Source organism: Vibrio sp. 10N.261.51.C6 (assembly GCF_041471785.1).
Lineage (GTDB): Bacteria > Pseudomonadota > Gammaproteobacteria > Enterobacterales > Vibrionaceae > Vibrio > Vibrio crassostreae_C.
Window position 1 is genome coordinate 71,304 of record NZ_JBFRPB010000051.1, and the last position, 25,892, is coordinate 97,195.

19 protein-coding genes and 1 riboswitch are annotated in these 25,892 nt (G+C 44.8%); of the genes, 7 read left to right on the forward strand and 12 right to left on the reverse strand.

Annotated elements, in window-relative coordinates:
- Positions 1-98: 98 nt before the first annotated feature.
- Both AB4375_RS13905 and AB4375_RS13910 read right to left on the reverse strand, forming a co-directional pair.
- Positions 99-416, reverse strand: a complete 318-nt coding sequence (locus AB4375_RS13905) for a DUF2007 domain-containing protein (protein ID WP_017062099.1) — start codon at positions 414-416, stop codon at positions 99-101.
- Between the two features lie 64 nt (positions 417-480).
- Positions 481-1,161 (reverse strand): TVP38/TMEM64 family protein, encoded by a 681-nt coding sequence (locus tag AB4375_RS13910; protein ID WP_102394105.1) that lies wholly within the window; start codon positions 1,159-1,161, stop codon positions 481-483.
- Positions 1,162-1,538: 377 nt separating this feature from the next.
- Between AB4375_RS13910 and AB4375_RS13915 the strand changes: the two genes are divergently transcribed.
- Positions 1,539-1,898 (forward strand): DUF3316 domain-containing protein, encoded by a 360-nt coding sequence (locus AB4375_RS13915; protein ID WP_017067843.1) that lies wholly within the window; start codon positions 1,539-1,541, stop codon positions 1,896-1,898.
- A 97-nt stretch (positions 1,899-1,995) separates the two neighbouring features.
- Here AB4375_RS13915 and AB4375_RS13920 read toward each other — a convergent pair whose 3' ends face one another.
- The 3 genes from AB4375_RS13920 to torD form a co-directional block, all read right to left on the reverse strand.
- A complete protein-coding gene (locus AB4375_RS13920; RefSeq protein WP_019820997.1) occupies positions 1,996-2,586 on the reverse strand; it encodes a TfoX/Sxy family DNA transformation protein in 591 nt (196 codons plus the stop codon).
- Positions 2,587-2,713: 127 nt separating this feature from the next.
- A riboswitch (cyclic di-GMP riboswitch) is annotated at positions 2,714-2,799 on the reverse strand.
- Between the two features lie 170 nt (positions 2,800-2,969).
- A complete protein-coding gene (gene purR / locus AB4375_RS13925; RefSeq protein WP_017062096.1) occupies positions 2,970-3,974 on the reverse strand; it encodes an HTH-type transcriptional repressor PurR in 1,005 nt (334 codons plus the stop codon).
- A gap of 316 nt (positions 3,975-4,290) precedes the next feature.
- Positions 4,291-4,938, reverse strand: coding sequence for a molecular chaperone TorD (torD, locus tag AB4375_RS13930; protein WP_017067842.1), 648 nt, complete (start codon positions 4,936-4,938; stop codon positions 4,291-4,293).
- A gap of 285 nt (positions 4,939-5,223) precedes the next feature.
- On the opposite strand from torD, the gene torR reads away from it, so the two are divergent.
- Complete coding sequence (torR, locus tag AB4375_RS13935; protein WP_017062094.1) at positions 5,224-5,937, forward strand: two-component system response regulator TorR; 714 nt, start codon at positions 5,224-5,226, stop codon at positions 5,935-5,937.
- 166 nt (positions 5,938-6,103) lie between these two features.
- Here the strand turns inward: torR and elyC are convergent, their stop codons facing one another.
- Positions 6,104-6,955, reverse strand: coding sequence for an envelope biogenesis factor ElyC (elyC, locus tag AB4375_RS13940; protein WP_017062093.1), 852 nt, complete (start codon positions 6,953-6,955; stop codon positions 6,104-6,106).
- A gap of 115 nt (positions 6,956-7,070) precedes the next feature.
- Between elyC and cmoM the strand changes: the two genes are divergently transcribed.
- From cmoM to fdhF, 5 genes are all read left to right on the forward strand, one after another.
- On the forward strand, positions 7,071-7,856 hold the full coding sequence (gene cmoM / locus AB4375_RS13945) for a tRNA uridine 5-oxyacetic acid(34) methyltransferase CmoM (protein ID WP_017063509.1): 786 nt from the start codon (positions 7,071-7,073) through the stop codon (positions 7,854-7,856).
- A 125-nt stretch (positions 7,857-7,981) separates the two neighbouring features.
- Positions 7,982-9,319, forward strand: coding sequence for a chromosome partition protein MukF (mukF, locus tag AB4375_RS13950; protein WP_017062091.1), 1,338 nt, complete (start codon positions 7,982-7,984; stop codon positions 9,317-9,319).
- A complete protein-coding gene (gene mukE / locus AB4375_RS13955) occupies positions 9,300-10,106 on the forward strand; it encodes a chromosome partition protein MukE (protein ID WP_102482869.1) in 807 nt (268 codons plus the stop codon). The genes mukF and mukE overlap by 20 nt, the downstream gene beginning before the upstream one ends.
- Positions 10,103-14,563 carry a chromosome partition protein MukB gene (gene mukB, locus AB4375_RS13960; RefSeq protein ID WP_372051822.1) on the forward strand — a complete coding sequence of 1,487 codons (4,461 nt, stop codon included), beginning with the start codon at positions 10,103-10,105 and terminating at the stop codon, positions 14,561-14,563. The genes mukE and mukB overlap by 4 nt, the downstream gene beginning before the upstream one ends.
- A 415-nt stretch (positions 14,564-14,978) precedes the next feature.
- The gene (fdhF, locus tag AB4375_RS13965) at positions 14,979-19,208 is read left to right on the forward strand and encodes a formate dehydrogenase subunit alpha (protein WP_372051824.1); all 4,230 of its coding nucleotides are present in this window, start codon (positions 14,979-14,981) and stop codon (positions 19,206-19,208) included.
- Between the two features lie 124 nt (positions 19,209-19,332).
- Here fdhF and AB4375_RS13970 read toward each other — a convergent pair whose 3' ends face one another.
- The 6 genes from AB4375_RS13970 to AB4375_RS13995 all read right to left on the reverse strand — a co-directional run bounded on the left by AB4375_RS13970 (position 19,333) and on the right by AB4375_RS13995 (position 25,824).
- Positions 19,333-20,313, reverse strand: coding sequence for an alpha-L-glutamate ligase-like protein (locus AB4375_RS13970; protein WP_029235672.1), 981 nt, complete (start codon positions 20,311-20,313; stop codon positions 19,333-19,335).
- A 3-nt stretch (positions 20,314-20,316) separates the two neighbouring features.
- A complete protein-coding gene (locus AB4375_RS13975; RefSeq protein ID WP_372051825.1) occupies positions 20,317-21,822 on the reverse strand; it encodes an inactive transglutaminase family protein in 1,506 nt (501 codons plus the stop codon).
- 17 nt (positions 21,823-21,839) lie between these two features.
- Positions 21,840-22,580 (reverse strand): ATP-dependent zinc protease, encoded by a 741-nt coding sequence (locus AB4375_RS13980; RefSeq protein WP_017062085.1) that lies wholly within the window; start codon positions 22,578-22,580, stop codon positions 21,840-21,842.
- Positions 22,581-22,892: 312 nt separating this feature from the next.
- A complete protein-coding gene (cmoB, locus tag AB4375_RS13985) occupies positions 22,893-23,864 on the reverse strand; it encodes a tRNA 5-methoxyuridine(34)/uridine 5-oxyacetic acid(34) synthase CmoB (protein WP_017062084.1) in 972 nt (323 codons plus the stop codon).
- 186 nt (positions 23,865-24,050) lie between these two features.
- Entirely contained in the window at positions 24,051-24,779 is a 729-nt protein-coding gene (gene cmoA / locus AB4375_RS13990; RefSeq protein ID WP_017062083.1) for a carboxy-S-adenosyl-L-methionine synthase CmoA, read from the reverse strand.
- Positions 24,780-24,918: 139 nt separating this feature from the next.
- Positions 24,919-25,824: a DUF72 domain-containing protein gene (locus tag AB4375_RS13995; RefSeq protein WP_029235140.1), complete on the reverse strand. Its 906-nt coding sequence runs from the start codon at positions 25,822-25,824 to the stop codon at positions 24,919-24,921.
- Between the last annotated feature and the right edge of the window lie 68 nt (positions 25,825-25,892).

The window sequence follows — 25,892 nt, forward strand, 5'->3', positions numbered from 1 at the left end:
ATCGAATTGAAATAAAAACGGGAAGCTAACTTTAGCTTCCCGTTTTTAATTGGAGGAGGTATCTGACCGAATCGTTCTATCAGGTCACTGAAACCCTGCTATTCAGGTGAGGCAGCACCGCACTGCCAGCAAGAGCCGAATTGCGCTTCGTTGACTTCATGACACTCACCACAACGCCACTCTTCATAGATGATCGAATCTTGCTGCTTTTGGTAGTCATTGACGAGCATGCGAGCTTTACTGGCCAATTCTGGCTCATATAACCATACGTAAGGGTCAGTTTCTTCGGTGAATGGGATTTCCCCCTTTAATCCGAACAACCCCTCACCACGGACTTCACAGGCAATATTCTCGCTTTCTAATAATCCACAGATGATATGAGCTTCTGTCGGATTCGATGCACTGAAGATTTTCATTGAAATAGAACCTTATTCGGCTATCTGTGTTATTTAGCTATTATAAACTATTCTACTATATACGTTATTCAGCTACGGGTGCTGAGCGAAACTTACCCATCAACCATTTAGCCACTATTGGGAATATACCCAATAACGCAAATGACAATAGTACTGAAGGGGAGACGATGCCCGAAAGTGAATCAATTTCTGCGAGCTGAGTGCCAGCATTCAAGAAAACTGCCGTCCCCGGTAACATCCCGATTTGACTCGTAATGTAGTAACGACTCACTGACATCGGTGTTAGACCCATCAATAGGTTGATAAGGAAAAATGGGAATACAGGAATCAGACGCAGAGAAAACAGGTAAAACGCGCCGTCTTTTTCAACCCCCTTGTTAATCGTCGCCAATTTGTCACCAAACTTGGTTTGAATCCAGTCACGCAACAGGTAACGGCTACTTAAGAAGGCTAAGGTCGCACCGATCGCACTTGCGAAAGATACCAGCAGCAAGCTGTTCCAGAAGCCAAATAGCGCGGCCCCTAATAAGGTCACAACAGCGGCTCCAGGAATGGAGAAAGCCGTAATCATGACATACGCGACAAAATAGATAGCGGCAGCCGCAATAAAGTTGCTGTCAATGTATTCATTTAACACAGCTTGTTGGGCCTTAGCATTTTCAAGCGTTAAGTACTGGCCGAAATTGATGCCCAACAACACGATGGTTACGACCAACACAATACCCAATATCATTTTCTTACTCATTGATACTTCCTCTAAATTTTCAATGCATACCGATAGTATAGATAGACAGGCAAAGCATAGATTAACTTTCACCAGTTGATAAAAAACTATTTACTCTAGACGATGGATCGGGGCAAACAGTTAGCTTAATTGCTTAGTCTTATGTTACCGACAAGTATTGGCGGAATAGAGGTGGAAAAAGATTCGTTGGTTAGAGGTTGTGACTCTCTGCTAGGAACTTGTTTTGTATGCATTATTTTAATAGCGATAATTTGTACCACGTAAAAAGTAACAAAAATTTGAAAGAGTTTTGGTCTTGGCTCGTTCTATATACGTAACAATCGTGGCATGAAGATTGTTTTAGATAATTATTCAGGCAGACAACTAAGGAGCTAGCTATGAAATTATTATCAATGATTACGGTTATTGCTACAACGGGCCTATTCTCTTTCCAAGCCATGGGATCGGGCGTCTATCACCGTGCGGCTGTTGAGTCTAAAGTATTTAAAGGCGATGTAGTGGCGAGCCAATCACAGGCTTACGAATCTGGAAAAAAAATCTGGATGGATATAAACAGTAAGCGCTCATATGAATTGAGCAAAATCTTACCGCAAGCCTCTGAAAAAGTAGATGTACGCTCGTTTGAAATCAAAAACGGTACCATCAAAGTAAAAGAAATAATGGATTCCTCTGGAGAAATTAACTTCATTCCGATGGTTAAAGTGGATTACAAATACTATTACCGTCCATCTTTTTGATCGCAGTGGTCCAGCTATACACAAGACTAGTTTTGTCGACATAAAAAAAGCCGCAGTAAATGCGGCTTAGTTATGTATATAGATTGCACTGACAATGTTAATTGACGCGATTGATAAGCTCTTCGCGACGCTGCTGCGGTATAACAGACCAATGTGTACCATTGATCGCGCCTTCTAGCGCCCAAAGTAGTTCAATACTGACAGAAGACGCATGCGATTCTTTGATGGCGTTAAATGCGTTTACAGAGCCAGATTCATATAAACGTTCTACAGAATCGATCCCTGCCTTTTTCAACATACGCTCGGTAGCGAGTCGAAGATTAGGCAGATCTTTGAGTCGGGTCGGCTTAGCAGAAGACTGCTCAGCTTTTTCTTCTTTAGCAAAACCTAGAGACGTGGTTGCAAGCTGCAAGATTTTCTCTTGGTCTTGCCAGAGGCCTTCAGGTAAAGCGAAATATTTAGTAACGACAGGGAAACCACGTTTTTTGTAGACGTACGGTTGAAACCCTTGTTGTTCGAATTGTTTAGTTGTGCCTTTGTCTGCGCGTATGTGCAACTGGTCATTTACAACCAGAGCAAACATAGTGTCATCAGCAAAAAGACCGAAGCCACCAAACATTGAGCGTGATTTTATTTTTCCTAGGGACTCAAATAACTTCATCGAGTCCTTTAGTATCGGTTTATCCATGTTATTTATCTCGGTGTATTTGAACTACGCCACCAAATAAGCAGGTCCGAGAGATTAGCAAAATGTTGCAATTAAATTGTCAATAAGCCGTAAATTACTAAATTATTAGTAGTTACTGCATTTTGCCATCGGTAACCCCGCTACCATACCAACGAGTGGTTTAGGCCGGAAGCTTTGCGTCTCACTCTTTCGAGTGGTTTGCCCTGTGCGTGACTGATTGAATAGAATAAAGTTTTTGTTGAATGAAGCTCACACTTGATATTTCAAAATGTGATGCTGCTTCAATTAATGATCTTTCATTTATGCATAAGGGTTCATTATAGTTGCTGATAAAAAAAGCGCACCTAAAGGTGCGCTTGATGAAATTAAACTCGAATTATCAATTAATTTAACGTCTTAACTGTACTTCGTTCAACAATTTCAGGGTGCATTTCGAAGACGCGTTTTTCGTGGTCTTTGTCTTTGATGCGCTCCAATAGAATTTCGAATGCATTCTTACCAACACGACGTTTTGGTTGGTGAACTGTCGTTAACGGCGGAGAGAAGTATTCAGCGAGTTCGATGTTGTCGTAACCGATCACTGAGATATCTTCAGGAATGCGGATGCCTTTTTCTTGCAGTCGGCTCATTAAGCCGAGTGCCATTGTGTCGTTAAAGCAGAATACCGCCGTTGGACGATCTTCCATCTCAACGATTTGTTCTGCAGCAAGAACAGCCGTATCACACTCAAAGTTGCCTTCGATGATCATATTTTCATCAGCAGAAATCTTTGCTTCGTTCAGTGCGCGCTTGTAACCGGCAATACGTTCAACACATGCTGCTTTGTCTAAGTGGCCACTTAAACATGCAATCTTAGAGTGACCGCGTTCAATAAGGTATTTGGTCGCTAGGTAGCCACCTTCTTCTGAGTTATCGATGATCTTATCAGCCTGAGAGCTCTCAGGGCCCCAGTCCATGATAACTTTAGGGATGTCAGCGTGACGGTCTAACATCTCTCTTAGTTCTTCAGTTAGGTCAGAACACATAACTAAGATGCCATCTACACGTTTCTCTGCAAGCATTCGAATGTAGTCACGTTGCTTCTCATAGATGCCGCCCGTATTACACAGGATCAAAGTGTAACCTTGACGGTAGCAGTAGCTCTCAACACCATCGATAACTTCAGAGAAGAATAGATTAGTTGATTGAGTCACTAGCATGCCGATGGTGCGTGTTGTATTACACTTCAAGCTACGAGCAACAGCACTTGGTGCATAGTTCAGTTCATCTACGGCTTTGTTTACTTTTTCTTGCGTTGCTTCTGCAACAAAGCGAGTTTTATTGATTACGTGAGAAACGGTTGTTGTTGATACGCCGGCTAAGCGAGCGACATCTTTTATAGTGGCCATGGTTTTATCCTATTAGAAGCTACTTTCCCAAAGTACGGAATAAAGTAGCCGTTAAGCTACCTAACTAAGAGCTTAAATTTGTAGGGCTCTTTGGGTACTAAAAGTGCTAAAAAACAAAAAACCGCTATTGAGCGGCTTGTCTTAACACCGAAATGCTCAAAACTATAATAAGCATAGCATTTCGTGAATGTTTCATATTTTATCGTTTGCGGTCACAATTTTAGACTGACTAGAAATTACTCGCAATAAAATTCACCCGGAAATCCGGGTGAATTGTCACATTCTTCTGAATTTATTTAACGAGTCATCCAATAAGCTATTCACCAGCTAAATATTGAGTGTCTAATTGACAGAATGCGAGTAGCAACGATGAGACGGAGGCGTAGAAACCGAATTCATCAACGTCATGACATTTCACGTTGAACTTTGGTAACCAAGTCAGCAGTTGTTGTTCGATAAACTGCTGTTGAGCGGCAAATGAATTCTCTAGTTCTTCTTCAATATTCGTTTCGTTTGAACGAATGATCAAGTTACCAAGGAAATCGAGTTCGATAGCAATGTGGTCTGCTGGCTCTTTTAGATCTTGGTTCACAACTAAGTTGTGCTTAGCCATGATCTCTTCCATATCTTTTGCTGGCTTATCATTCAAAAGGCCAGTTTCGCCGATATACATAGAAGCGTAAGGAAGAGCACCGTGCTTATCTGTCTTTAAGAAAAGATCGCAAAAGTCTGCAGACAGTTCTAGCTGAGCATCTTCACGTGTTTGTAGACGGTTTAGCGCATCCACTAACTTATCAATCGCTGGCTTTAGTGTTTCATTTTCGCCTAAACCAGTTAGGAAAGAACGAATTGCAACAGAGTGGTAGTGATCGAGTTCTTCTTGAGTGAGCTCTTTGGCAAATAAGCTTGATAGCCACCAGTATATTTCTGCTCTTTGCTCGTTGAACGCTTTCGTATCTTTCATTTGTTAGATCCTGACTTAGTCTTGTGATGTTGCTTATATGCATCTTGAAGTCACTTGGGCATAAGCACACCAAGGCTGAATAACAAGGTTATTTGCGAAACGCAAAGTTACTCGTTAGTAGTAATGCCTATATTGAATTGCGATGGACGATAAATAGCAAGGTTTAAGATTGTCTTGTATCAAAAAAAATCCATGTTTCTGGCTTTTATCTTCTGTACCACTAGAATTGTTACTAGTTATGAATAGAATAGTCACTGAAACTATTAAATAAGAAAAGTGGTGTAGATGAGCTATCACGTATTAGTCGTAGAAGATGATGTGGTAACCCGCAGTAAACTGGTTGGATACTTCCAGAACGAGGGTTACACAGTGAGCGAAGCAGAAAGCGGCGCTCAAATGAGAAACGTGTTAGAAGAAAACAACGTTGACCTCATTATGCTGGACATCAACTTACCAGGCGAAGATGGATTGATGCTAACTCGCGAATTACGCAGTCAATCAGACATTGGAATTATTTTAGTTACTGGACGCACGGATAGCATCGACAAAATCGTTGGCCTTGAAATGGGCGCTGACGATTACGTTACTAAACCCTTCGAACTTCGCGAGTTATTAGTTCGAGTTAAAAACCTACTTTGGCGTATTTCTGCTGCTCGTAAAACAGCAGCGGGCGCAGTCGAAGAAATATCAGATGAGTCTGTGGTTCGTTTTGGTGAGTGGACATTTGATATCCCTCGTCGTGCGTTAAGCAAAAACGGCGAACCGGTGAAACTGACCAAAGCAGAATACGAACTGCTAGTGGCATTGTCTTCTTACCCTAACCAAGTATTAAGCCGCGAACGTATTTTGAATATGATTAGCCACCGAGTGGACGCGCCTAATGACCGTACTATCGACGTATTGATTCGTCGTATGCGTGCAAAAATGGAGTTTGATCCTAAGAACCCACAAATTTTTGTGACGGTTCACGGTGAAGGTTACATGTTCGCTGGTGATTGATTTCCTTAGGAAGTGATTAATCAACAACGACATTTAAACGTAAAAAGCCGAGACACCATTGATGTCTCGGCTTTTTTATTGCTTAGCTTTCATTGTTAACGAACAGAGAACCTAAAAATACTTGCCGACTCAGTCTGCTCAGTATGAGTTTAAAGATTCAATTGGCTTACTGAGGCTGAGCCGCAGAAACTTCACCGTCATCTTCAACTAAGCTGGAAGCTTCTGGAATCACCGGCTCTTCAACAATGTCATTGCTTGTATCAAGCCAATCACGTAAATCTTGCCAAACTAATCCCATGGTTTCGTGCCAGTAACGCTCAGTCTGCTCAAGGTAGAGAGCTTTTGGCATGTACTTATTCCAAGGCTCAACAACGCCTTCTTGTGCAAGGTAGTTGGTTGGTGCAGGCAGTGGTTTCATACCAGCTGCATGGAATTCATTGAGTGCACGAGTCATATGGCTCGCTGAAGTCACCAGAACCATTTTTTTATTCTTAACGAACGCAGCGGCTTGGCGAGCTTCTTCCCAGGTGTCTTTTGCGGTTTCAAGCAGAATGATGTCGGGCTTTGCTACGCCAAGTGCTAATGCAACTTTAGCCATCATTCTTGCGTTACTGACTTCAGTGCCTGCGCCATAGCCAGACAAAATGAGTTTTGCACCAGGGTAAAGGCGTAGAATACGAATCCCTTCACTTAAACGCATCAGGCCGGTGCGGCTAAGTTCTGATGTCGGTGGAATTTGGTCGTCTACGACGTGACCACTTCCGAGAACCATTACGTAATCGACGGTTTCATCGACAGGTAAAAAAGCGGTGTGTTGCCTTTCCATTGGCATTAAAAGTTGACTAGAAACTGGTTGGAAAGCGATTAGGAAAATACCACATAGGGCTGAAAGGGTGATTAAGCAACCCGTCTTCCTTTTGGTAGTAAACATCACTAGGGCTAAACCCAGAAAAGCGAGAATTAACATTGCTGGCAGTGGCATCAATAGCGAAGACACTACTTTTTTCAGCTCAAACATATCCGAATAGTCCGAAAAAACATCACTTAGTAGTAAAAAGAGACATCGCCTCTTTATTCCTGAAATTCCTGTGACAGAATAGCAGGCACGATAGGACATAATAACTCAAGTAGCCGTGACTGAAGACCGTAATTTCGACGATATTGCCCACAAATTTGCAAAAAATATTTACGGCTCTGACAAAGGAGAGATCCGTCAGATCATCGTATGGGAAGATTTAGAACAAGCTTTGAGCAAGTTTGAGCAATCAGCTTCTCCGCTGCATGTGCTTGATGCTGGAGGCGGCCTTGCACAGATGTCGCAAAAAATTGCGTCGCTTGGGCATAACGTTTCTCTGTGTGATCTCTCTTCTGAAATGCTGAAGCTCGCAGAAGAAAGTATCAGCGAAGCGGGTTTGCTAGAGCAATATCGATTTATTCATTCACCAGTACAAAAAGTCGCAGAACATCTCGATGAGAAAGTCGATTTTGTGATGTTTCATGCCGTAATGGAATGGTTAGCCGATCCTAAAGAGGCGCTTGATTTATTGCTTGAACAAGTTAAACCGGGTGGCGTTGCCTCGATAATGTTTTACAACCACCACGGATTAGTCCTGAAAAATGTGATTTGTGGCAACATTCCTCATGTATTGAATGGGATGCCACATCGAAAACGGTTTAAGCTGCAACCACAAAAAGGCTTGAAGCCAGAAGAGGTTTACCAATGGATAGAAGACGCCGGTCTAGAAATCTGTGGTAAATCAGGCATTCGTTCCTTCAGTGACTACATAGGTAATATGGAGTACATGGGCGATTACCAATTTGAAGATGTATTGGAACTAGAAAAACAGCTATGTCGCCAAGAGCCATATCTGTCGCTAGGCCGTTATATTCACGTTTGGGCTCAAAAACCTGCGCAATAACAGCGGTGAATGTGGTAAAAGAAGCCACAACATGCGCTATGCAATCGTAAGAAGCCCGCGTCATAAAGAAATAGGCGTCATATCTAATACATTCGATATGACGAAGAACAGTAACAGGAACCACAATGAGTGAAATGACTCAAACTGCCGAAGAGCAGCCAATTGATGAGTTGGTGGGCTGGGTCAAGCAGCATGATTTTTCATTAAACTTGCCACCAGAGCGCTTAGCATTTTTGATTGCTATCGCAGTACTAAGCAATGAAAGGTTCGATGAAGAGTTGGGCGAGGGTGAACTGCACGATGCATTTACCATCGTCACTCGACTGTTTGAAGATACTGGCGAAGCGTCCGCGTTTCGTGCCAACAATGCCATCAACGAGTTAGTTAAACAGAAGTTGATTAGCCGCTTTACCAGCGAAATCACCGATGGTGCGAGTATTTATCGCTTATCACCATTGGCGATTGGTATTTCAGATTATTACTTACGCCACCGTCAGTTCTCTAAGTTAAAACTGTCTATCCAGCTTTCTATGGTTGCGGATGAGATGGCAAAAGCCATTGAAGCAGCACAAAAAGGCGGAACTCCAGGACATTGGAGAAAGAATGTTTACGGCGTGCTCAAGTATTCTGTTGGTGAAATTTTCGATCAGATTGATCTTAACCAACGTGTTATGGATGAGCAGCAGCAAACCGTTAAACAGCAAATTGCCGACCTTTTAAACAAGGATTGGCGAGAGGCGATTAACAACTGTGAAACCTTGCTTTCAGAAACCTCTTCCACGCTGAAAGAATTGCAAGACACCTTGCAAGCGGCGGGTGATGAACTGCAAACACAGATCCTCGATATTCAAGAAATTGTTTACGGTGACGATGAACTCGAATTCGTTGGCGAAACCCTGTTCGGCTTGCAGATGAAGCTAGACCGAATCACCAGTTGGGGCCAACAAGCCATCGATTTATGGATCGGCTACGACCGCCATGTTCACAAGTTTATTCGTACCGCTATCGATATGGATAAAAACCGCGCCTTTAGCCAGCGCTTGCGTCAGTCAGTCACAGACTACTTTGATGCGCCTTGGTTATTGACCTACGCCGATGCTGAGAAGCTGACCGATCTTCGTGATGAAGCGCTCGTGCTTCGTGATGATGAAGTGATGGGACAAGCGCCAATCGACGTTGAGTACGAAGAATTTGAGCAAGTGAATGATCTGCTTTCAGAACGAATTGCAGAGATGTTAAAAGCTCACAAACAGCAAGGCGCGCCAATTGACCTTGGCCTTGTGCTACGCGATTACCTCGCAGCACACCCTCGCACACACCATTTTGATTTAGCCAGAATTGTTGTCGACCAAGCCGTGCGCTTAGGTTACTCAGAGTCTGACTATCAGGCTATTCAGCCGGATTGGCAGGCAATCAACGATTTCGGTGCAAAGGTACAAGCAAATGTCATTAACAAGTACTGATGATTACATGCCAGAGAAACTGGTAAAAGCGATAGCGAATCCGTTGTTCCCTGCGCTAGATAGCATGCTGCGTTCAGGTAAGCATGTTTCAACAGAAGATCTAGACAACCACGCGTTGCTTTCTGATTTCGAAGTGGAACTTCAGCATTTTTACCAACGCTACAATACGGAACTGGTAAAAGCGCCTGAGGGTTTCTTCTACCTGCGTCCGCGTTCTACGTCTCTGATTGGCCGTAGTGTATTGTCTGAGCTAGACATGCTGGTTGGTAAGGTGTTGTGTTTCTTATACCTAAGCCCAGAACGTCTTGCTCATGAAGGTATCTTCACCAATCAAGAACTGTTTGATGAATTGATGTCGTTAGCGGATGAGAAAAAGCTCATGAAGCTAGCAACGAACCGCGCATCTGGTTCTGACTTAGACAAAGAAAAGCTCTTTGAAAAAGTACGTACTTCTTTGCGTCGTTTACGCCGTATCGGCATGCTGATTGCGATTGGTGAAACCGGCAAGTTCCGTATCAGCGAAGCGGTATTCCGCTTTGGCGCTGACGTTCGTGTTGGCGACGATATGAAAGAAGCGCAATTACGTCTTATCCGTGATGGTGAAGCTGTGGTTCATACCCAAGAGCCTAACCAGGGTAGCTTGTTGAATGAAGAACAAGCGGAAGCTGTATCAGAACTAGAACTAGACGTAGATGAAAACGGTCAACAAGACATTTTTAACGATCAAGCCGGCTTTGACCTTGAGTCAAACGATGGCGAACAAACAAAAGTAGAAGGTGAAGCATGATTGAAAGAGGTAAGTATCAATCATTAACCATGATCAACTGGAACGGCTTCTTTGCGCGTACTTTTGATATTGATGGATTGGTTACAACGCTTTCTGGCGGTAACGGTGCAGGTAAGTCGACCACAATGGCGGCATTCATCACAGCACTGATCCCTGACCAAAGCCTTCTGCATTTCCGTAACACAACGGAAGCGGGCAGTTCACAGTCATCTCGTGATAAAGGCCTTTACGGTAAGCTTCAGCCGGGCGCATGTTATGCCGCGCTAGATGTTGTGAACTCTCGTAATCAGCGTCTATTGTTCGCAGTAAAACTGCAGCAAGTTGCGGGTCGTGATAAGAAAGTCGACATCAAACCGTTCGTTATCCAAGGCCTCCCAAGCCATGTGAAACCAACCGATGTTTTGATTCAGAACGTTTCAGACAGCCATGCTCGCGTATGCCAGTTGAATGACGTGAAAGCGGCGGTAGCGCAATACGAAGGCGCGCATTTTAAAGCGTTTTCTTCGATTGTTGATTACCACTCACAGATGTTTGAATACGGTGTGGTACCGAAGAAACTGCGTAACAGCAGTGACCGCTCTAAGTTCTACCGTCTGATTGAAGCATCGCTTTATGGTGGTATTTCAAGTGCAATTACGCGTTCACTGCGTGATTACCTTCTGCCACAAAATGGTGGTGTGAAGAAAGCATTCCAAGACATGGAATCAGCACTTCGCGAAAACCGTATGACACTAGAAGCGATCAAAACGACTCAGTCGGATCGTGACTTGTTCAAACACTTGATCACTGAATCTACGAACTACGTGGCAGCAGATTACATGCGCCATGCCAACGATCGTCGCAACAAGCTTGATCAAACTATGAAATTCCGTGGTGAACTGTTTGGTTCACGTGAAACCTTGCTTAATCAAAACAACTTGTTGAACCGCGTTCAAGAAGAGCTTGAGCTGTTGGTCGATCAAGAATCGGCACTAGAGCAAGATTATCAAGCGGCTTCGGATCATCTGCAATTAGTTCAAACTGCACTTCGTCAGCAAGAGAAAATTGCCCGCTACAGCGAAGATCTAGAAGAGCTTAACGAGCGTCTAGAAGAGCAAATGATGGTGGTTGAAGAAGCTCAAGAGCGAGTACTTCTTGCTGAAGAGCAGGCAACCATCACTGAAGAAGAAGTGGATAGCCTGAAAACTCAGCTTGCTGACTACCAACAAGCGTTGGATGTTCAGCAAACGCGTGCACTTCAATACCAGCAAGCGGTTCAAGCATTAGAGAAAACTAAGCAGTTGCTTGGTGATGAATCTATTACGGCAGAAAGCGCACTAACTCTGGTTTCAGAGCTAAAAGCACAAGAAGAATCAAGCACTCAAACGCTACTGTCGACGAAGCATAAACTAGACATGTCTTCTGCTGCTTCTGCACAGTTCGACAAAGCACTCGCTCTTGTTAAAAGTATTGTGGGTGACGTTGAACGTAAAGAAGCGTCTAGCAGCGCTAAACAAGCGTTAGAGAAAGGTCGTAACGCAAAACACGTTGTTGAAAATGAACAGCAGTGGCGTGCTCAGCACCGTGATATGGCTCGTGATGTGGCTCAGCAGCGTCAAGTAAAAGAGCTTGCGACTGAATACCAAAAGCAACACAACATTTCACTGACTGACGAAGCGGTTTTCGACGAAGAGCGCGAACGTCATGCAATGCAGATCGAAACGCTTGAGTACGCTCAAGAAGAGTTACGTGAAGCGAAAAGTGAACAGCGTCGTGTACAACAAAACCACGACCAAGAGATTCAAAAACTAGAGTCTATTGCTCCTGCTTGGATCACAGCAAACGATGCGCTTGAAGCATTGAGAGATCAAACCGAAGCTGAGCTAGAAGATAGCCAAGCGGTGATGACTCAAATGCAGCAAGTGCTTGAAGATGAGAAATCGCAAGCGGCAGCAAAAGATCAGTTGGCTACGCGCCGAGCTGAACTTGAGCAAGAGATTGAGCGTTTAGCTTCGCCAGGTGGTTCTAACGATCCTCGCCTCAAAGGTCTGGCGGATACGCTGGGTGGCGTGTTGCTTTCTGAGATCTACGATGACATCACGATTGGTGATGCGCCGTACTTCAGTGCGATGTACGGCCCAGCTCGTCACGCAATTGTGGTTTCTGATCTTGATGGTATTAAAGAGAAGCTGGTGGATCTTGATGATTGTCCAGAAGACCTTTACATCCTAGAAGGCGATGTCGACGCGTTTGATGACAGTTCATTTAATGCCGATGAGCTTGAAGGCGCAGTATGTGTTCAGCTGAACGATCGCCAAATGCGTTACTCACGTTTCCCTGAGATCCCACTGTTTGGCCGTGCGGCTCGTGAACAACGTCTAGAGAAATTGCGCGAAGAGCGTGATGTTGTTGTTGAGAACCACGCGAAAGCCGCGTTTGACTCTCAAAAGCTGAATCGCCTATATCAAGCATTCAACAGCTTTGTTGCGAAGCACCTGCACGTTGCGTTTAACGCAGACCCAGAACAAGCACTTGCTGCGATTCGTGATAAGCGTAATCAAATTGTTCGTTCTCTGGCTGAGCTTAACTCTAAAGAGCAGCAGCAACGTAGCCAGCTTCTACAAAGCAAGCAGGCACTCGGTGCGCTAGATAAATTAGCTCCAATGGTTCGTATTTTAGAAGACGAAACATTGGCTGAGCGCTTAGCTGAATTAGAAGCACAACTAGAACGTCTGAGTGAAGCTAAGTCTTACTTGAATACGCACGGCAAGGCGCTTGCTTCTCTAGAACAGATCGTATCTGCACTAGACGCTGACCCAGAGCAGTTCGAAGCTTTGGAAGCCGAATATCGTCAAGCTGATAACGCGCTACAAACGCTAAAAGGCAAAGTGTTCGCACTGTCTGATCTGATTGAGCGTCGTCACTACTTTGCTTACGCGGATTCTGTTGATTTGCTTAACAAGAGCAGTGAACTGAGCGAGCAATTAAAAGCGAAGTTGGTTCAAGCTGAACAAGCAAGAACCAAAGGCCGCGATGGCTTGAAGCAAGCTCGCGAACAGATGAACCAATACAACCAAGTATTGGCGGCACTGAAGAGCTCACATCAAGCGAAGCAAGAGACGGTTCAAGAGTTCAAACAAGAGCTACAAGAGTTCGGCGTAAACGCTGACGAAGGCGCTGAAGAGCGTGCTGTACGTCGTCGTGATGAACTTCAAGAACGTCTGCACACATCTCGCAGCCGTAAGAGCGAATACGAGCGAACGATTACGTCAACAGAACTTGAGATGAAAGCCTTGGCTAAGCGTCTTAAGAAAGTTCAGAAAGAGTACACAGAGCTTCGTACTTTCGTTGTTGCAGCAAAAGCAGGCTGGTGTTCAGTACTTCGCTTAGCTCGTGAAAATGATGTTGAACGTCGTCTTCATAAGCGTGAACTGGCTTACCTAACGGCGGGCGAGCTTCGCTCTATGTCGGATAAATCACTGGGTGCGCTACGTCTAGCTGTAGCTGACAATGACGACCTACGTGATTCGCTGCGTCTATCTGAAGACAACGCACATCCAGAGCGTAAGGTTCTGTTCTACATTGCGGTTTATCAACACCTTCGCGAGCGTATTCGCCAAGACATCATTCATACGGATGATCCGGTTGAAGCAATCGAAGAGATGGAAGTTGAGCTCGCTCGATTAACAGAAGAACTGACGCAGCGTGAAAACCGCTTGGCGATCAGCTCTGAGTCGGTAGCAAGCATCATCAAGAAAACGATTCAGCGCGAGCAGAACCGTATTCGAATGCTGAACCAAGGGCTGTCGAACATCTACTTTGGTCAGGTTAAAGGCGTACGTTTGAATGTTAAGATCCGTGAAAGCCACGAAATCTTGCTATCGGGCTTAGCGACTCAACAAGAGCAGCATAAAGACTTGTTCGAAACGACTCGTTTCACCTTCTCTGAAGCAATGGCGAAGTTGTTCCAACGTGTGAACCCACACATTGACATGGGTCAACGTTCTCCGCAAGTTCTGGGTGAAGAGCTACTGGATTACCGTAACTACCTAGAGCTAAGTGTGGAAGTTAACCGTGGTTCAGACGGCTGGCTACAAGCAGAATCGGGTGCACTTTCTACCGGTGAGGCGATCGGTACTGGTCAATCTATCCTATTGATGGTTGTTCAGAGCTGGGAAGAAGAGTCTCGTCGACTTCGTAGCAAAGACATCGTTCCATGTCGTTTGTTGTTCCTTGATGAAGCAGCTCGTCTGGATGCGAAATCTATCTCTACCTTGTTCGAACTGTGTGACCGTTTGGGTATGCAACTTCTGATTGCAGCACCTGAAAACATTAGCCCAGAGAAAGGTACAACCTACAAACTGGTTCGTAAGGTCTTCAAAGACCACGAACACGTACATGTTGTTGGCCTGCGCGGTTTTGCTCAAAACAAACCAGCATCTCCGGTGCAAGAGCTTATCGAAGAGACTGAGCAATAACTTTGATAGCCGAATTATAATCTTGATAGCCGAGCAATAACCTTGATAGCCGAGCAATAACCTTGATAGCTTAGCTATAAGCTCGAAAGCGACTCAATGATATTTGTTCAAAGCCCCTAATCATTAGGGGCTTTTTTGTACCTTGAATCTAATTTCTTACTTCTTACTTCTTACTTCTTACTTCTTACTTTTTACTTCTACAGCAGAACCCCTCCCGCTTAATCCTTTCGTCGACACTGATAAGACCACTCATATATTAGGGTTATTATCAATGGAACTTGTTTGAGGTCACACGCACAAAACCACAAATAATGTATGGTAATGACATAGATTTAATAATATTAATAATATTGTATTACTTAAATTTTAATTATTGATAACTCGCGTGTGCGAAAGGTAAAGGTAGGACTTAGGTATGATTCAAATCGTGATTGATGGGAAATATCGAATCGTCGAGCAAGGACAAACCGTTCTTGAAGCGGCAAAAACATGTGGTTTGGAAATCCCATCTTTATGTGGTTTGAACAAAACAGCGGATAAAGTGCCGTGTGATTTGTGTGTCGTTGAAGTTGATGGCGTTGGTGTTACTCGCTCTTGTGAGCTTGAAGTGTCTAATGGGTTGAATATTACCACTCAGTCAAAACAGTTAACGAATCATCGACAAGAAGCGTTGAATCGCATTATGACCGATCACTACGCTGACTGTGAGGCGCCATGCCAAACAGCCTGTCCTGCTGGGGTCGACATCCAATCTTACCTGCACCATATTGCTCAAAATGATCACATCAAAGCGATTGAAGTGATCAAAAAGACATTACCAATGCCGCTTTCAATTGGTCGTGTGTGTCCTGCTTTCTGTGAAACCGAATGTCGTCGTAACTTGGTTGATGAATCCATTGCGATTCGCCAACTCAAACGACACGCTGCCGACGCGGATTTAGCGACTCAAGAGAGCTACATGCCAGCTAAGAAACCGAATAAAGGCAAGAGTATTGCAATTGTCGGTAGTGGCCCCGGTGGGCTTACGGCGGGTTATTACCTATCTAACGAAGGCTATGATGTCAGTGTCTATGAGTCGATGCCGCAAGCGGGTGGTTGGCTGCGTTACGGTATCCCTGAATATCGCTTACCTAAGTCGATTCTAGATAAAGAAATCGAGTTGATGTGTCGCAACGGAATGGTGGTTGAGTGCGGTAAAAAACTCGGTGTTGATTTTACACTGTCTGATTTAAGTAACGATTTTGATGCGGTTTGTTTAGCCGTTGGCGCATCACAAGCGGTCGAGATGAATTACCCGGGTAGTGAACTCGGCGGTTGTTATTTGGGTGTCGATTATCTGAAAGATTACGTGACCGATCAGCAGTACGTCACTGGTAAAAAGGTTGCCGTGATCGGTGGCGGTAATACAGCGATTGACTGTGCTCGAACCGCAGTTCGTGATGGCGCGGATACTACGCTGATTTATCGTCGTACTCGAGATGAGATGCCAGCAGAAGATTACGAAATCGAAGAAGCTGAACATGAGGGTGTGAAGTTCCACTTCTTAACCAACCCTGCAGAAAACATAGCCGATGAAAATGGTCATGTATCAGAAATACGATTAGAGCGTATGGCTTTGGGTCCGGCTGATGCTTCAGGCCGCCGCAGCCCTAAACCAACTGGCGAGTTCTTTGTTGAAGCGTTTGATACGGTTATTGCTGCCGTGTCGCAAAAGCCTGATCTGAGCTTTATGGACAATGAAGCGATTGATATTCCTCTTACTCGTTGGAATACCGCAGATGCTGATCCACAAACCATGCATACCGGAACCGGAAATATTTTCAGTATTGGTGATTTCCGACGCGGCCCTGCAACCGCAGTCGAAGCGGTGGGGGATGGGCGTATTGCTGCACAAGCGATCGATCGCTTCTTCCATGGTGATATGGACAATATTCCAGCCAAACCGTTTAACTCAAGAAAGCACAAACAGCTCAAAGCGGTGGATCCTGAGCAATACCAGTCGATACAACGCATGGCCCGTAAGATCATGCCAGAACTAACGCCCGAGCAGCGTGAACAAAGCTTTGATGAAGTAGAAACAGGGTTTGAGAATGCTGATGCAATAGCGGAAGCTGCAAGATGTCTAGAGTGTGGCTGCCAAGCTAATACAGATTGCGACCTACGAGACTACTCGACTGAATACAAAGCAACGCAAACCCATCCTGAATACAAAATCGATGTGGCTTCGAATGAGAGTTGGCAGGCGATTCGTGCTGAAGAAGCGAAGGTCGGGTTAACAAGACAAAAATTTTCGGTCGATGACAGTTCTGAGTTCATTATCTTTGACGCCAACCGCTGTATCAGTTGTGGCCAGTGTATCCAAGCCTGTCGCGAACAGAATGTTCATGGCGTTCTAAGCTTCATGAATCAATCGGATGGCAAACCTGCATCAAGACCCGAATGTCGCCCTAACTTTGGGGCGGACAAGACCTTAATGGGCGACTCAAACTGCGTTCAATGTGGATCGTGTATTCAGGCGTGTCCAACCGGTGCAATGGTGGATGCTCGCGACAGAAAGCAGGGAGACACAGACGTACTCAAGAAAGTCGATACCATCTGCACCTATTGCGGTGTCGGCTGCAAGCTAACCATGCATATCGATGAGCAGAAAAACAAAATCCGCTATATCGAAGGCGGAGACTCTCCGGTTAATGAAGGCATGTTGTGTGTTAAGGGACGATTTGGCTTCGATTTTGTGGGCAGCGATGCGCGTTTAACCACACCATTAATTCGTAAAGATGGCTGGTTGCAACCTGCAAGTTGGGATGAGGCAGTTAAGCTTATTGCCGAGAAGTTTACTGCGATTAAGCAAGGCTTTGGCAGTAACGCTTTAGCGGGGTTCTCGTCGGCGAAAACCACCAATGAAGATAACTATGCCTTCCAAAAATTCATACGTCGTGAACTCGGTACCAATAACGTCGATCACTGTGCGCGCCTTTGTCACGCATCTACTGTTACTGGTTTAGAGGCTTCGCTAGGTAGCGGGGCGATGACCAATGATATTCCAAGCATCAAGCACTCAGATGTGATCTTTATTATTGGCTCCGACACCACGTCAGCACACCCAATTATTGGCTCGCATATCAAGCAAGCTGTGAGACATGGTGGAGCGAGATTGATCGTTGCCGATCCAAAACGAATCGATATTGCTGACCATGCTGAACTTTATTTAGCGCACCGACCGGGTACTGATGTAATGTTGATCAATGGTGTGATGCAGCAAATCATCAAACACGGTTGGTACGACCAAGAGTATATCGAAGACCGTGTGGATGGCTTTGATACCTTGCTTCAAGAGGTAATGTCACCAAGCTATTCACTAGACAAAGTGGAGCTGGTAACTGGCGTTAAAGCGGAAGACATCTTCGCAATGGCGCGATTGATTGGTACTGCAGAGCGTACAGCGGTGTACTACTCGATGGGCATTACGCAACATACCACTGGTCACGATAACGTTCGATCAATCGCTAACCTACAGCTCTTGTGTGGCAATATCGGAATTGAAGGCGGCGGTATCAACCCATTACGTGGTCAATCCAATGTTCAGGGTGCGTGTGACATGGGCGCATTGCCAAATAACCTTCCGGGTTATCAGAAAGTGTACAACCCAATGGTTCGTCAAAAATTCGCGATGGAGTGGGGTGTTTCTGACCTACCGGCTGAAACAGGCTTAACGTTGACCGAAATTATTGATGGAGCGTGTCATCGAGATGTTCGTGGTCTGTACGTAATGGGCGAGAACCCAGTGCTGAGTGACCCGAACCAAGCGCATGTGATTGAAGGTCTTGAAGCGTTAGATTTCCTCGTGGTTCAAGATATTTTCTTAACCGAAACCGCTCAATATGCCGATGTGGTGCTACCGTCTTGCTCGTTTGCTGAGAAGTCTGGTCATTTTACTAATACCGAGCGTCGTGTTCAGCGTATTAACCCGGCGGTATTGCCTCCAGGTGAAGCGAAAGAAGATTGGGTGATTATCCAAATGTTGGCTAATGCGATGGGCGGCAATTGGGAATATGACTCGGTTGCTGATATCACCAATGAGATAGCGCGTGTCACGCCACAGTATGGTGGTTTACGTTGGGAGAACATTACGGTGAACGGCGTGCAATGGCCAAGTAATAAGAACAACCCTGATGGCACACGTATCATGCACCAGACCCAATTTACGCGTGGGCGTGGTCAAATGGAGGCGATTCCGTTTAGATACGCTGCTGAGCTACCGGATGCGGAATACCCGTTAGTATTAACGACAGGCCGTATTCTAGAACAGTTCCACACCGGAACCATGACACGTAAAACAAAAGGGTTGGATAACTTAGCAGGGCCGCGTGCCATGGTGAGTGTTCATGATGCTGAAGCGCTAGGTATCTCGAATGGTCAGATGCTTAAGGTCTCAACACGTCGTGGTGAAATCGAAATCGCGGCCTTTGTGACTAAACGAATGCAAAAGGGTGTGGTATTTATTCCATTCCATTTTGTTGAATCACCAGTTAACCGTTTGACTACCACAGCGACTGATCCACACGCGAAGATCCCTGAATTTAAGGTGGCGGCTGTGCGTATTGTTCCTATTCGTGAGCCTGAGTGTGAAGTAACAGAGGCTTAATCATATTAGCTCGGTGAAGACGGCTGGCATTAAAAAGCCGCGTAACTCTCAGAGTTATGCGGCCTTTTTATCGAGCTAGATTCAGTATCAATAACTGAGTCGTTTCGCTTTAATTTAGATGAGCTTAGTTTTGAACAATTTCGCTACCGTGAACACCAAATTGCTTAGCAGCGTAGGCAACGCGCTCTGCTGGTTTTGGGTATTCAGCCGGTGTGCCCAGGTTTTCAATATGATGCAAGCGAGGTAATAAACCTGCGCCGTTTGCAATCTGTATTGCTAATCCAGGGCGAGCGTTTAGCTCCAGTACCATCGGGCCTTCTTCTTGGTCTAAAACCATGTCAGTACCCATGTAACCAAGGCCTGTCATTTCCCAAGCACTTGATGCAAGTGTCAGCAGCTTTTCCCAATGGGGTACTTGTAGTAGCGCCAACTCTTTACCCGTATCTGGGTGGTGAGTCACTGGGTGGTCAAATTGAACCGCACGAACGGCTTTACCCGTAGCGATACAAATACCTACGCCCACAGCACCTTGGTGCAAGTTAGCTTTACCATCAGAAGCCGAAGTCGATAGACGCATCATCGCCATTACAGGGTAGCCCTTGAATACAATGATTCGTACATCTGGTACACCCTCGTAACTGAAGCCGTCAAAACACTCGTCAAACTTGATGAGGTTTTCAACTACAGCAACATCGTTCTTACCACCGAGTGAGAAAAGACCCGCGAGAGCGTTACTGATGTGGCGCTCTACGTCTTCTTCATTGATAGTCGAACCCGATGGCTTGGTGTAAACGCCGTCCTTGTGAGAAGTCACAACAAGGATTCCTTTACCGCCGCTGCCTTGAGCTGGCTTGATTACGAAACCCGGCCACTCTTTTACCATCTTGTGGATTGTTTTTACTTCAGCTTGATGACCAATAACGCCAATCAGTTTTGGCACAGTAGCGCCAGCCTGTTCAGCAATGATTTTAGTCTTAAGCTTGTCATCAACGAGTGGATACTTGGAACGATCATTGTAGCGACCAATATAACTATGGTTACGCTTGTTCATTCCCATTATGCCTTTGTCTTTCAACCTAAACGGTGAAGTAAACTGATCAAACATAACTTAGTCCTCCGCTAGCGGTTTAAAGCGACGAAGCTCGGTTAGACGGTATCCTGTGTAGTTACCTAGTAGCAAGATGGTCGCTAGAATAACAAGTTGTAAACCAATAAAGTTAAACGTTAAGTGCTGAATGAACGGGTTAGTCATGCCTAAGTAAACAAGAACCGCAGTGAATAGAGAACCACCACCTTGCAGCATTACTTCTTTCGCGCCTTCTTCTTCCCATAGGATAGACATACGTTCGATAGTCCAAGATAGGATAATCATAGGGAAGAACGTAATGGATAGACCTTCAGTCAGACCCACTTTAAACGCGACCACAGTGAATACAGAAATAATCATGATTACCGTGATGATTACGGCGGATATCCTAGCGACCAGTAGTAAGTTGAGTTTGGACAAGTAACTTCGAATAATCAGACCCGTACCTACGATAAGTAGGAAACCGACAATACCCGTTACCAATTGTGTTTGCACAAAGGCTACCGCAATCAGTACTGGCATGAAGGTACCGGACGTTTTCAGACCTATGATGACACGAAGGAACACAACAATCAGAGCACCGATAGGAATCAGCATGATGGTTTTAAACATCGCTTGCTCTTCTAGCGGCAGACTATGAATGGAAAGGTTTAACAGTTGATCCGCAGAGACTTTACTGTTGGTTGCTTCAGTGGGAGTCACCTCCTGAGCAATCATCGAGAAGTGAACTTTACTGTTCTTACCGCCAACCACGTCTAATAGAGATACATTTGATTCATCCCAAATTAGCAGGTTTGGCTGAACTTGCTGTTCGCTTGATTCAGGAGAGAATAAAACCCATTGGTCGTTATCCCAGATCTGGTTCATTTGCTGGATAGATTGACGACGACGTCCATCTTCTAGCTCGATAACACCAACCACTTTATTGTGAATGTTTGCTGCTGAAAGTAGCTTGTGTGTCGCTTCCACTTTAGTCATGTTATTCAGAATAAGCGCTGAGTTTTGGCTGTCTGGATCGTTAAGTGTTTTGATGAGCTCACGGGTAAAAGTGAGGTTGTCTGCAGAACGCTTTGTCGCTCTATCAATCAATGCAAAAGAAGCGGCTTCTTCAGGGCCGTCGAAGCTTGGCTGTGCGACTTCGCCTTCTGGCGGTATAGCATCAACTTTTGCTTGGTTGTCGACTAGGAATTGTGTTTTGTAGTAGATAGTTTGAGGGCCATCTGCGTATCGAATAGACCACTCTGCGCGGCGACCTGATTCGGTATTCAAGTAAGAGATACCATAACCTGGCGATGAAGCCGATTCGCCGATAAGTGTGTAGTTAGACTGAGTATGAGGAGCCGCTAAGGAAACTTTTGCTTCTTTGCCTACTGCGTTGAACTCGATGCGAGCTTCAACGTCCCAAACCTGTCTGGTTTCCCCTGGAGTCCAAGGTACACCGTAGGTCGTATGTCTGAACATACTCAGTGTTATACCTGCCACAATAAGCAGGAATATAGAGATATAAAATGGAATTCTTGACGTCATAGCTTACCCTACTATTGTTATTTAACTTCCGTTTGTACGTACTTTTTACTTACATCTACTAGCGCTATGTCTTTGATAAATTCGCGCCCTAGTAACACAGGGTGACTCATTTGAGAGCGATCCGCCAATGTAAATTGCGCTTTTTCATGGATTTTTCCAACTTTCACCCATAATTCGATCACAGCTCGACGTTCTGCTTGATCATTGGTTGATTGACGGATTTTTACATAACGTACAACAGGCGCTTCAATCCATTTCTGGTCTTCTTTAGCTTGGGCTTTGTCGTCTAGGTGAAATTTAACCCAGTTCTTGCCGTTACGTTCGAATTCTTTGATATCGACAGCGTTTAAAGAGGAGGTGGTTGCACCTGTATCAACACGAGCATCAAAGCTTTGCTTGATAGAGTCGATAAACACTTTTTCGATGCCGCCAAGGATAGTCGGTTGTGATATAGGAGCGATAGGAGCAACGGCAATAGCGACCGGTTCCTCTTCCTCTAGCTCTTCAATAACCTTGTGTTCCATGCTCGTTAGATGGGTATCTAATTGACTAGAAAGGGTAGTAATTTCGTCTTCTAAGCTTTCAATATAGTCACTTTGATTGCTTAGTTGCAGTTCAAGATTTTGAACCTTATTTGCGATGTTTGTCTCTGAGCGGGAAATAGCGTCGAGAGTTTCTTGGTGGTAGGTAGCACCATTTGTAAGAGTACAACCAGAGAGCAAACCAACCGCCACAATAGGCGATAATCGCTTAAACATAAAAAAACCTTTGAGAATTAGAGAATAGTTCAGACTATTTAGAAGTTTAGCCCACAAAAAAGGATGCGTGAAGCATCCTATTGTAAGAGTCTGGTCATATTGAATCGCAATGTGAGCGCTACGCCAATTATTGCTATTTGGAATAGCTCACTTATTAAACACAAGTCAATTTTTGTTCAATTCTTAAGCTAAGGAAGCAAGGTTCACCGCGAAATTAACAGTGGCTTTTTGACCATGCAAGCAATTGTTTTGCTGCCTTAATAGGCTTGTGCTTTATTTACTCAATATGCCACTGCTTTGTGGGCAGTAAATCTATGGCTTTGTTGCTACCAGAATCGCACGTCTCGGTGCAGGGTGACCTTCAACCGTTTTACTTGGATCGTTCGGATCGAGGTAATCTGGAAGAGAGTTGTGTGTCATCCATTCTGTGGTGCGTTGTTCACCAATTGTCGTGACATTTTCGTCAACGATTCGTACGTCTTCAAAACCAACTTGTTCTAGCCAGCGTTTCAGTGCGCGAGCTGAAGGGAAGAAGTAGACGTTTCTCATTTGCGCGTAACGGTCAACCGGAACTAATACTGCGTTCTCATCGCCTTCAATCACCAAGGTTTCAAGAACCAGTTCACCGCCAGACACCAATTGGTCTTTCAGTTGAATCAAGTGGTCCAGTGGTGAACGACGATGGTAAAGCACGCCCATGCTGAATACCGTGTCGTAGGCTTCTAGCTTTGGGAGCTGCTCAATACCTAGAGGTAATAGGTGAGCTCGTTGGTCATCGCCCATCAACTTACGAATTGCTTCAAACTGAACCAAGAATAGGTGGGAAGGATCGATACCAACCGTTAAGCGAGCACCTTCACCCAGCATGCGCCACATGTGGTAACCATTGCCACAACCTACATCGAGAACCGAACGGTTTTTTAATGGAGATATATGTGGAAGCACACGATCCCATTTCCAGTCACTGCGCCACTCTGTATCGATATGGATGTCGTGAACCGTATAAGGACCTTTTCTCCACGGGTGGAAAGTCTTCAATAAGCTTTCTAGCTTTTTCAGTTCGCCTGTGTGGTATGGCGTAGAACTACCAATCGTCACTGAATTTTTCAGGTCAACTTGATCTGGCACGTCTTGTGGAATCTTGTTTAGTGCACGTAGCCAGCGGTCAAAGTCACCGTGCTCTGCATTTTGCCAATCGGTCAGTTGCTGTGGCAGGACATTTAGCCACGGCTGAAGGCGAGTATCTTGGGCAATAAGTTGATAAAAATTGGCAAAATTAAACATAGGTTTTCACTGAGTTGGTGGTGTAGAAATTAAATTTGTCACTCCATTAAAAGTGTGGACAAACATGCTAGGGAATCTCGTTTATCGTGTTTGATAAGAGATCCCCAATTCGTTTGTTCCTCGCTCTTGAGGATGACATTTTAGTACGTGCTAACGGTGTCGCGACGGTTACGTAATCTAAAATGTTTACTTTATCGCGAACATTGAACCAAAGTTGAAACATTGGAACCAGACTTCGCTGCTTGAGAAGCCAATCTTATCAAATCGCTCTCTGTGAACAGGGATCGAATCCGGGCGCATCACGTTTTCAATTGCGCTACGTTTCTGACTTACTTCTAGCTCGCTGTACCCGTTAGCACGTTTGAAATCATGGTGCAGGTCGATAAGCAGTTCATTTGAGCTTTCATCTTCGAATACGTATTTTTCTGACAGGATTAAGATCCCGCCTGGGCGCAGGCCAGCATGAATTTTCTCAAGCAGAGCGTATCGATCGTCTGGAGAAAGAAATTGCAGCGTAAAGTTAAGCACCACAACAGAAGCGTCTTTGATTTCCACTTCACGGATGTCGGCTTCAATCACTTCTACCGGTGTGTCACTGCGGTAAGCATTAACGTGCAATTTGCAGCGCTCAACCATGGCTTCTGAATTATCGATCGCGAAAATCGTGCAGCCTTCTTGCTGAATGTGACGACGCATAGAAAGTGTCGCAGCACCAAGCGAGCAGCCAAGGTCGTAAATATTTGAGTGTGGCTTTACAAAGCGCTCAGCCAGCATGCCGATTGCAGAGATGATATTGCTATAGCCAGGCACCGAACGTTGAATCATATCCGGAAATACTTCAGCAACCCTTGCATCAAAGGTGAAGTCTCCAATTTTATCAATAGGAGCGGAAAAGATATTGTCTGTGTTGCTCATAGCATTTTCTCTCGACAGTCAGCGTAATTGGCACAAAATTCGTACCAAATAAAAGGGGGCGTATTTTACGTAAAAAAAACGCCACTGTCACGAAAACTGAGATTTAGCTCAAGGTTCGAAGCTACTTACAAGTGAGAGGTTAAAACATCGAGATTTGGTGATTGCCTTTTTGAGCTGGAAACTGAGCCAGTTCGGGCAGTAATAATGATGTATTTTCAGAGACTTGCTTTTGTAGCCTCTTATAAATAGCAATCGCAAGTTCAGGTGCGTGGTTATTGTCTGGGGTGTGGATCATTAAATAGGGCTGCTTGCCTTCATTAAGCCAGTTTGGGATTTTGGCAAACCAAGGCTTAAAAAACTCAATATTAGGTTCTTGGTCTGGGTGACCAATAAATCGAATCATCGGGTTATTGGCGGTAGCAATTGCATGAACAGGAACACGCGGTTTTTTCTGATGCGCATCGATCACCGCTTCTGTGGTGGGTGGCGCAGAGAAAACGGGGCGGCTGTCCATAATGATGCGATTGATGCCTTCCTCAACCAGCCATTGGTTGAAGCGTTTTTCCGCATCGCCCTTATCAAAGAAACCTAAGTGTCGAACTTCGACGCCAAGCTGCATATCTTTTGGGAATAAGGTGCAAAACTTTTGTAGGGCAGGCAGCATGCTGGGCTCAAAACTGTGCGGCAGCTGAATCGTCCATTGACCAATACGGTCATGCAGTGGCGACATCGTCATCAAGAACTCTTTGAGTTCGGCTTGGCAGTGTCTCAGTTGTTGCTGGTGGGTGATGAATTTGGGCAATTTGAAGGTGAACTTGAAATCATCGTGACTGGCGGCTTTCCAATTGTGAACGGTAGACATACTTGGCGTAGCGTAAAAGGTGGTGTTGCCCTCAACGGTATGGAAAACTTGGGTGTATTTTTCCAAGCGTTCGGCAGGCTTGGTGCCTTTACCGTAGAACTGACTTTGCCACTCAGAATGAGACCACATAGTTAATCCAAGTCTTAGAGGTAAAGTTTCTGTTGTTATTACACGATTATCCATCTATTACACCGTTATCCATCACGCCATCAGTCATTACAAAAAGTTTTTGGGTTGAAACGAAAATCTAC

What these genes read in the sequence shown, in the direction of transcription:
- AB4375_RS13905 (WP_017062099.1), bottom strand. Translation starts at nt 416, where the DNA reads ATGAAAATCTTCAGTGCATCGAATCCGACAGAAGCTCATATCATCTGT.
- AB4375_RS13915 (WP_017067843.1), top strand. Translation starts at nt 1,539, where the DNA reads ATGAAATTATTATCAATGATTACGGTTATTGCTACAACGGGCCTATTC.
- AB4375_RS13975 (WP_372051825.1), bottom strand. Translation starts at nt 21,822, where the DNA reads ATGACGTCAAGAATTCCATTTTATATCTCTATATTCCTGCTTATTGTG.
- torR (WP_017062094.1), top strand. Translation starts at nt 5,224, where the DNA reads ATGAGCTATCACGTATTAGTCGTAGAAGATGATGTGGTAACCCGCAGT.
- elyC (WP_017062093.1), bottom strand. Translation starts at nt 6,955, where the DNA reads ATGTTTGAGCTGAAAAAAGTAGTGTCTTCGCTATTGATGCCACTGCCA.
- mukE (WP_102482869.1), top strand. Translation starts at nt 9,300, where the DNA reads ATGTCATTAACAAGTACTGATGATTACATGCCAGAGAAACTGGTAAAA.
- AB4375_RS13970 (WP_029235672.1), bottom strand. Translation starts at nt 20,313, where the DNA reads ATGTTTGATCAGTTTACTTCACCGTTTAGGTTGAAAGACAAAGGCATA.
- cmoB (WP_017062084.1), bottom strand. Translation starts at nt 23,864, where the DNA reads ATGTTTAATTTTGCCAATTTTTATCAACTTATTGCCCAAGATACTCGC.
- AB4375_RS13980 (WP_017062085.1), bottom strand. Translation starts at nt 22,580, where the DNA reads ATGTTTAAGCGATTATCGCCTATTGTGGCGGTTGGTTTGCTCTCTGGT.
- mukF (WP_017062091.1), top strand. Translation starts at nt 7,982, where the DNA reads ATGAGTGAAATGACTCAAACTGCCGAAGAGCAGCCAATTGATGAGTTG.
- AB4375_RS13910 (WP_102394105.1), bottom strand. Translation starts at nt 1,161, where the DNA reads ATGAGTAAGAAAATGATATTGGGTATTGTGTTGGTCGTAACCATCGTG.
- AB4375_RS13920 (WP_019820997.1), bottom strand. Translation starts at nt 2,586, where the DNA reads ATGGATAAACCGATACTAAAGGACTCGATGAAGTTATTTGAGTCCCTA.
- cmoA (WP_017062083.1), bottom strand. Translation starts at nt 24,779, where the DNA reads ATGAGCAACACAGACAATATCTTTTCCGCTCCTATTGATAAAATTGGA.
- fdhF (WP_372051824.1), top strand. Translation starts at nt 14,979, where the DNA reads ATGATTCAAATCGTGATTGATGGGAAATATCGAATCGTCGAGCAAGGA.
- torD (WP_017067842.1), bottom strand. Translation starts at nt 4,938, where the DNA reads ATGAAAGATACGAAAGCGTTCAACGAGCAAAGAGCAGAAATATACTGG.
- purR (WP_017062096.1), bottom strand. Translation starts at nt 3,974, where the DNA reads ATGGCCACTATAAAAGATGTCGCTCGCTTAGCCGGCGTATCAACAACA.
- AB4375_RS13995 (WP_029235140.1), bottom strand. Translation starts at nt 25,824, where the DNA reads ATGGATAATCGTGTAATAACAACAGAAACTTTACCTCTAAGACTTGGA.
- mukB (WP_372051822.1), top strand. Translation starts at nt 10,103, where the DNA reads ATGATTGAAAGAGGTAAGTATCAATCATTAACCATGATCAACTGGAAC.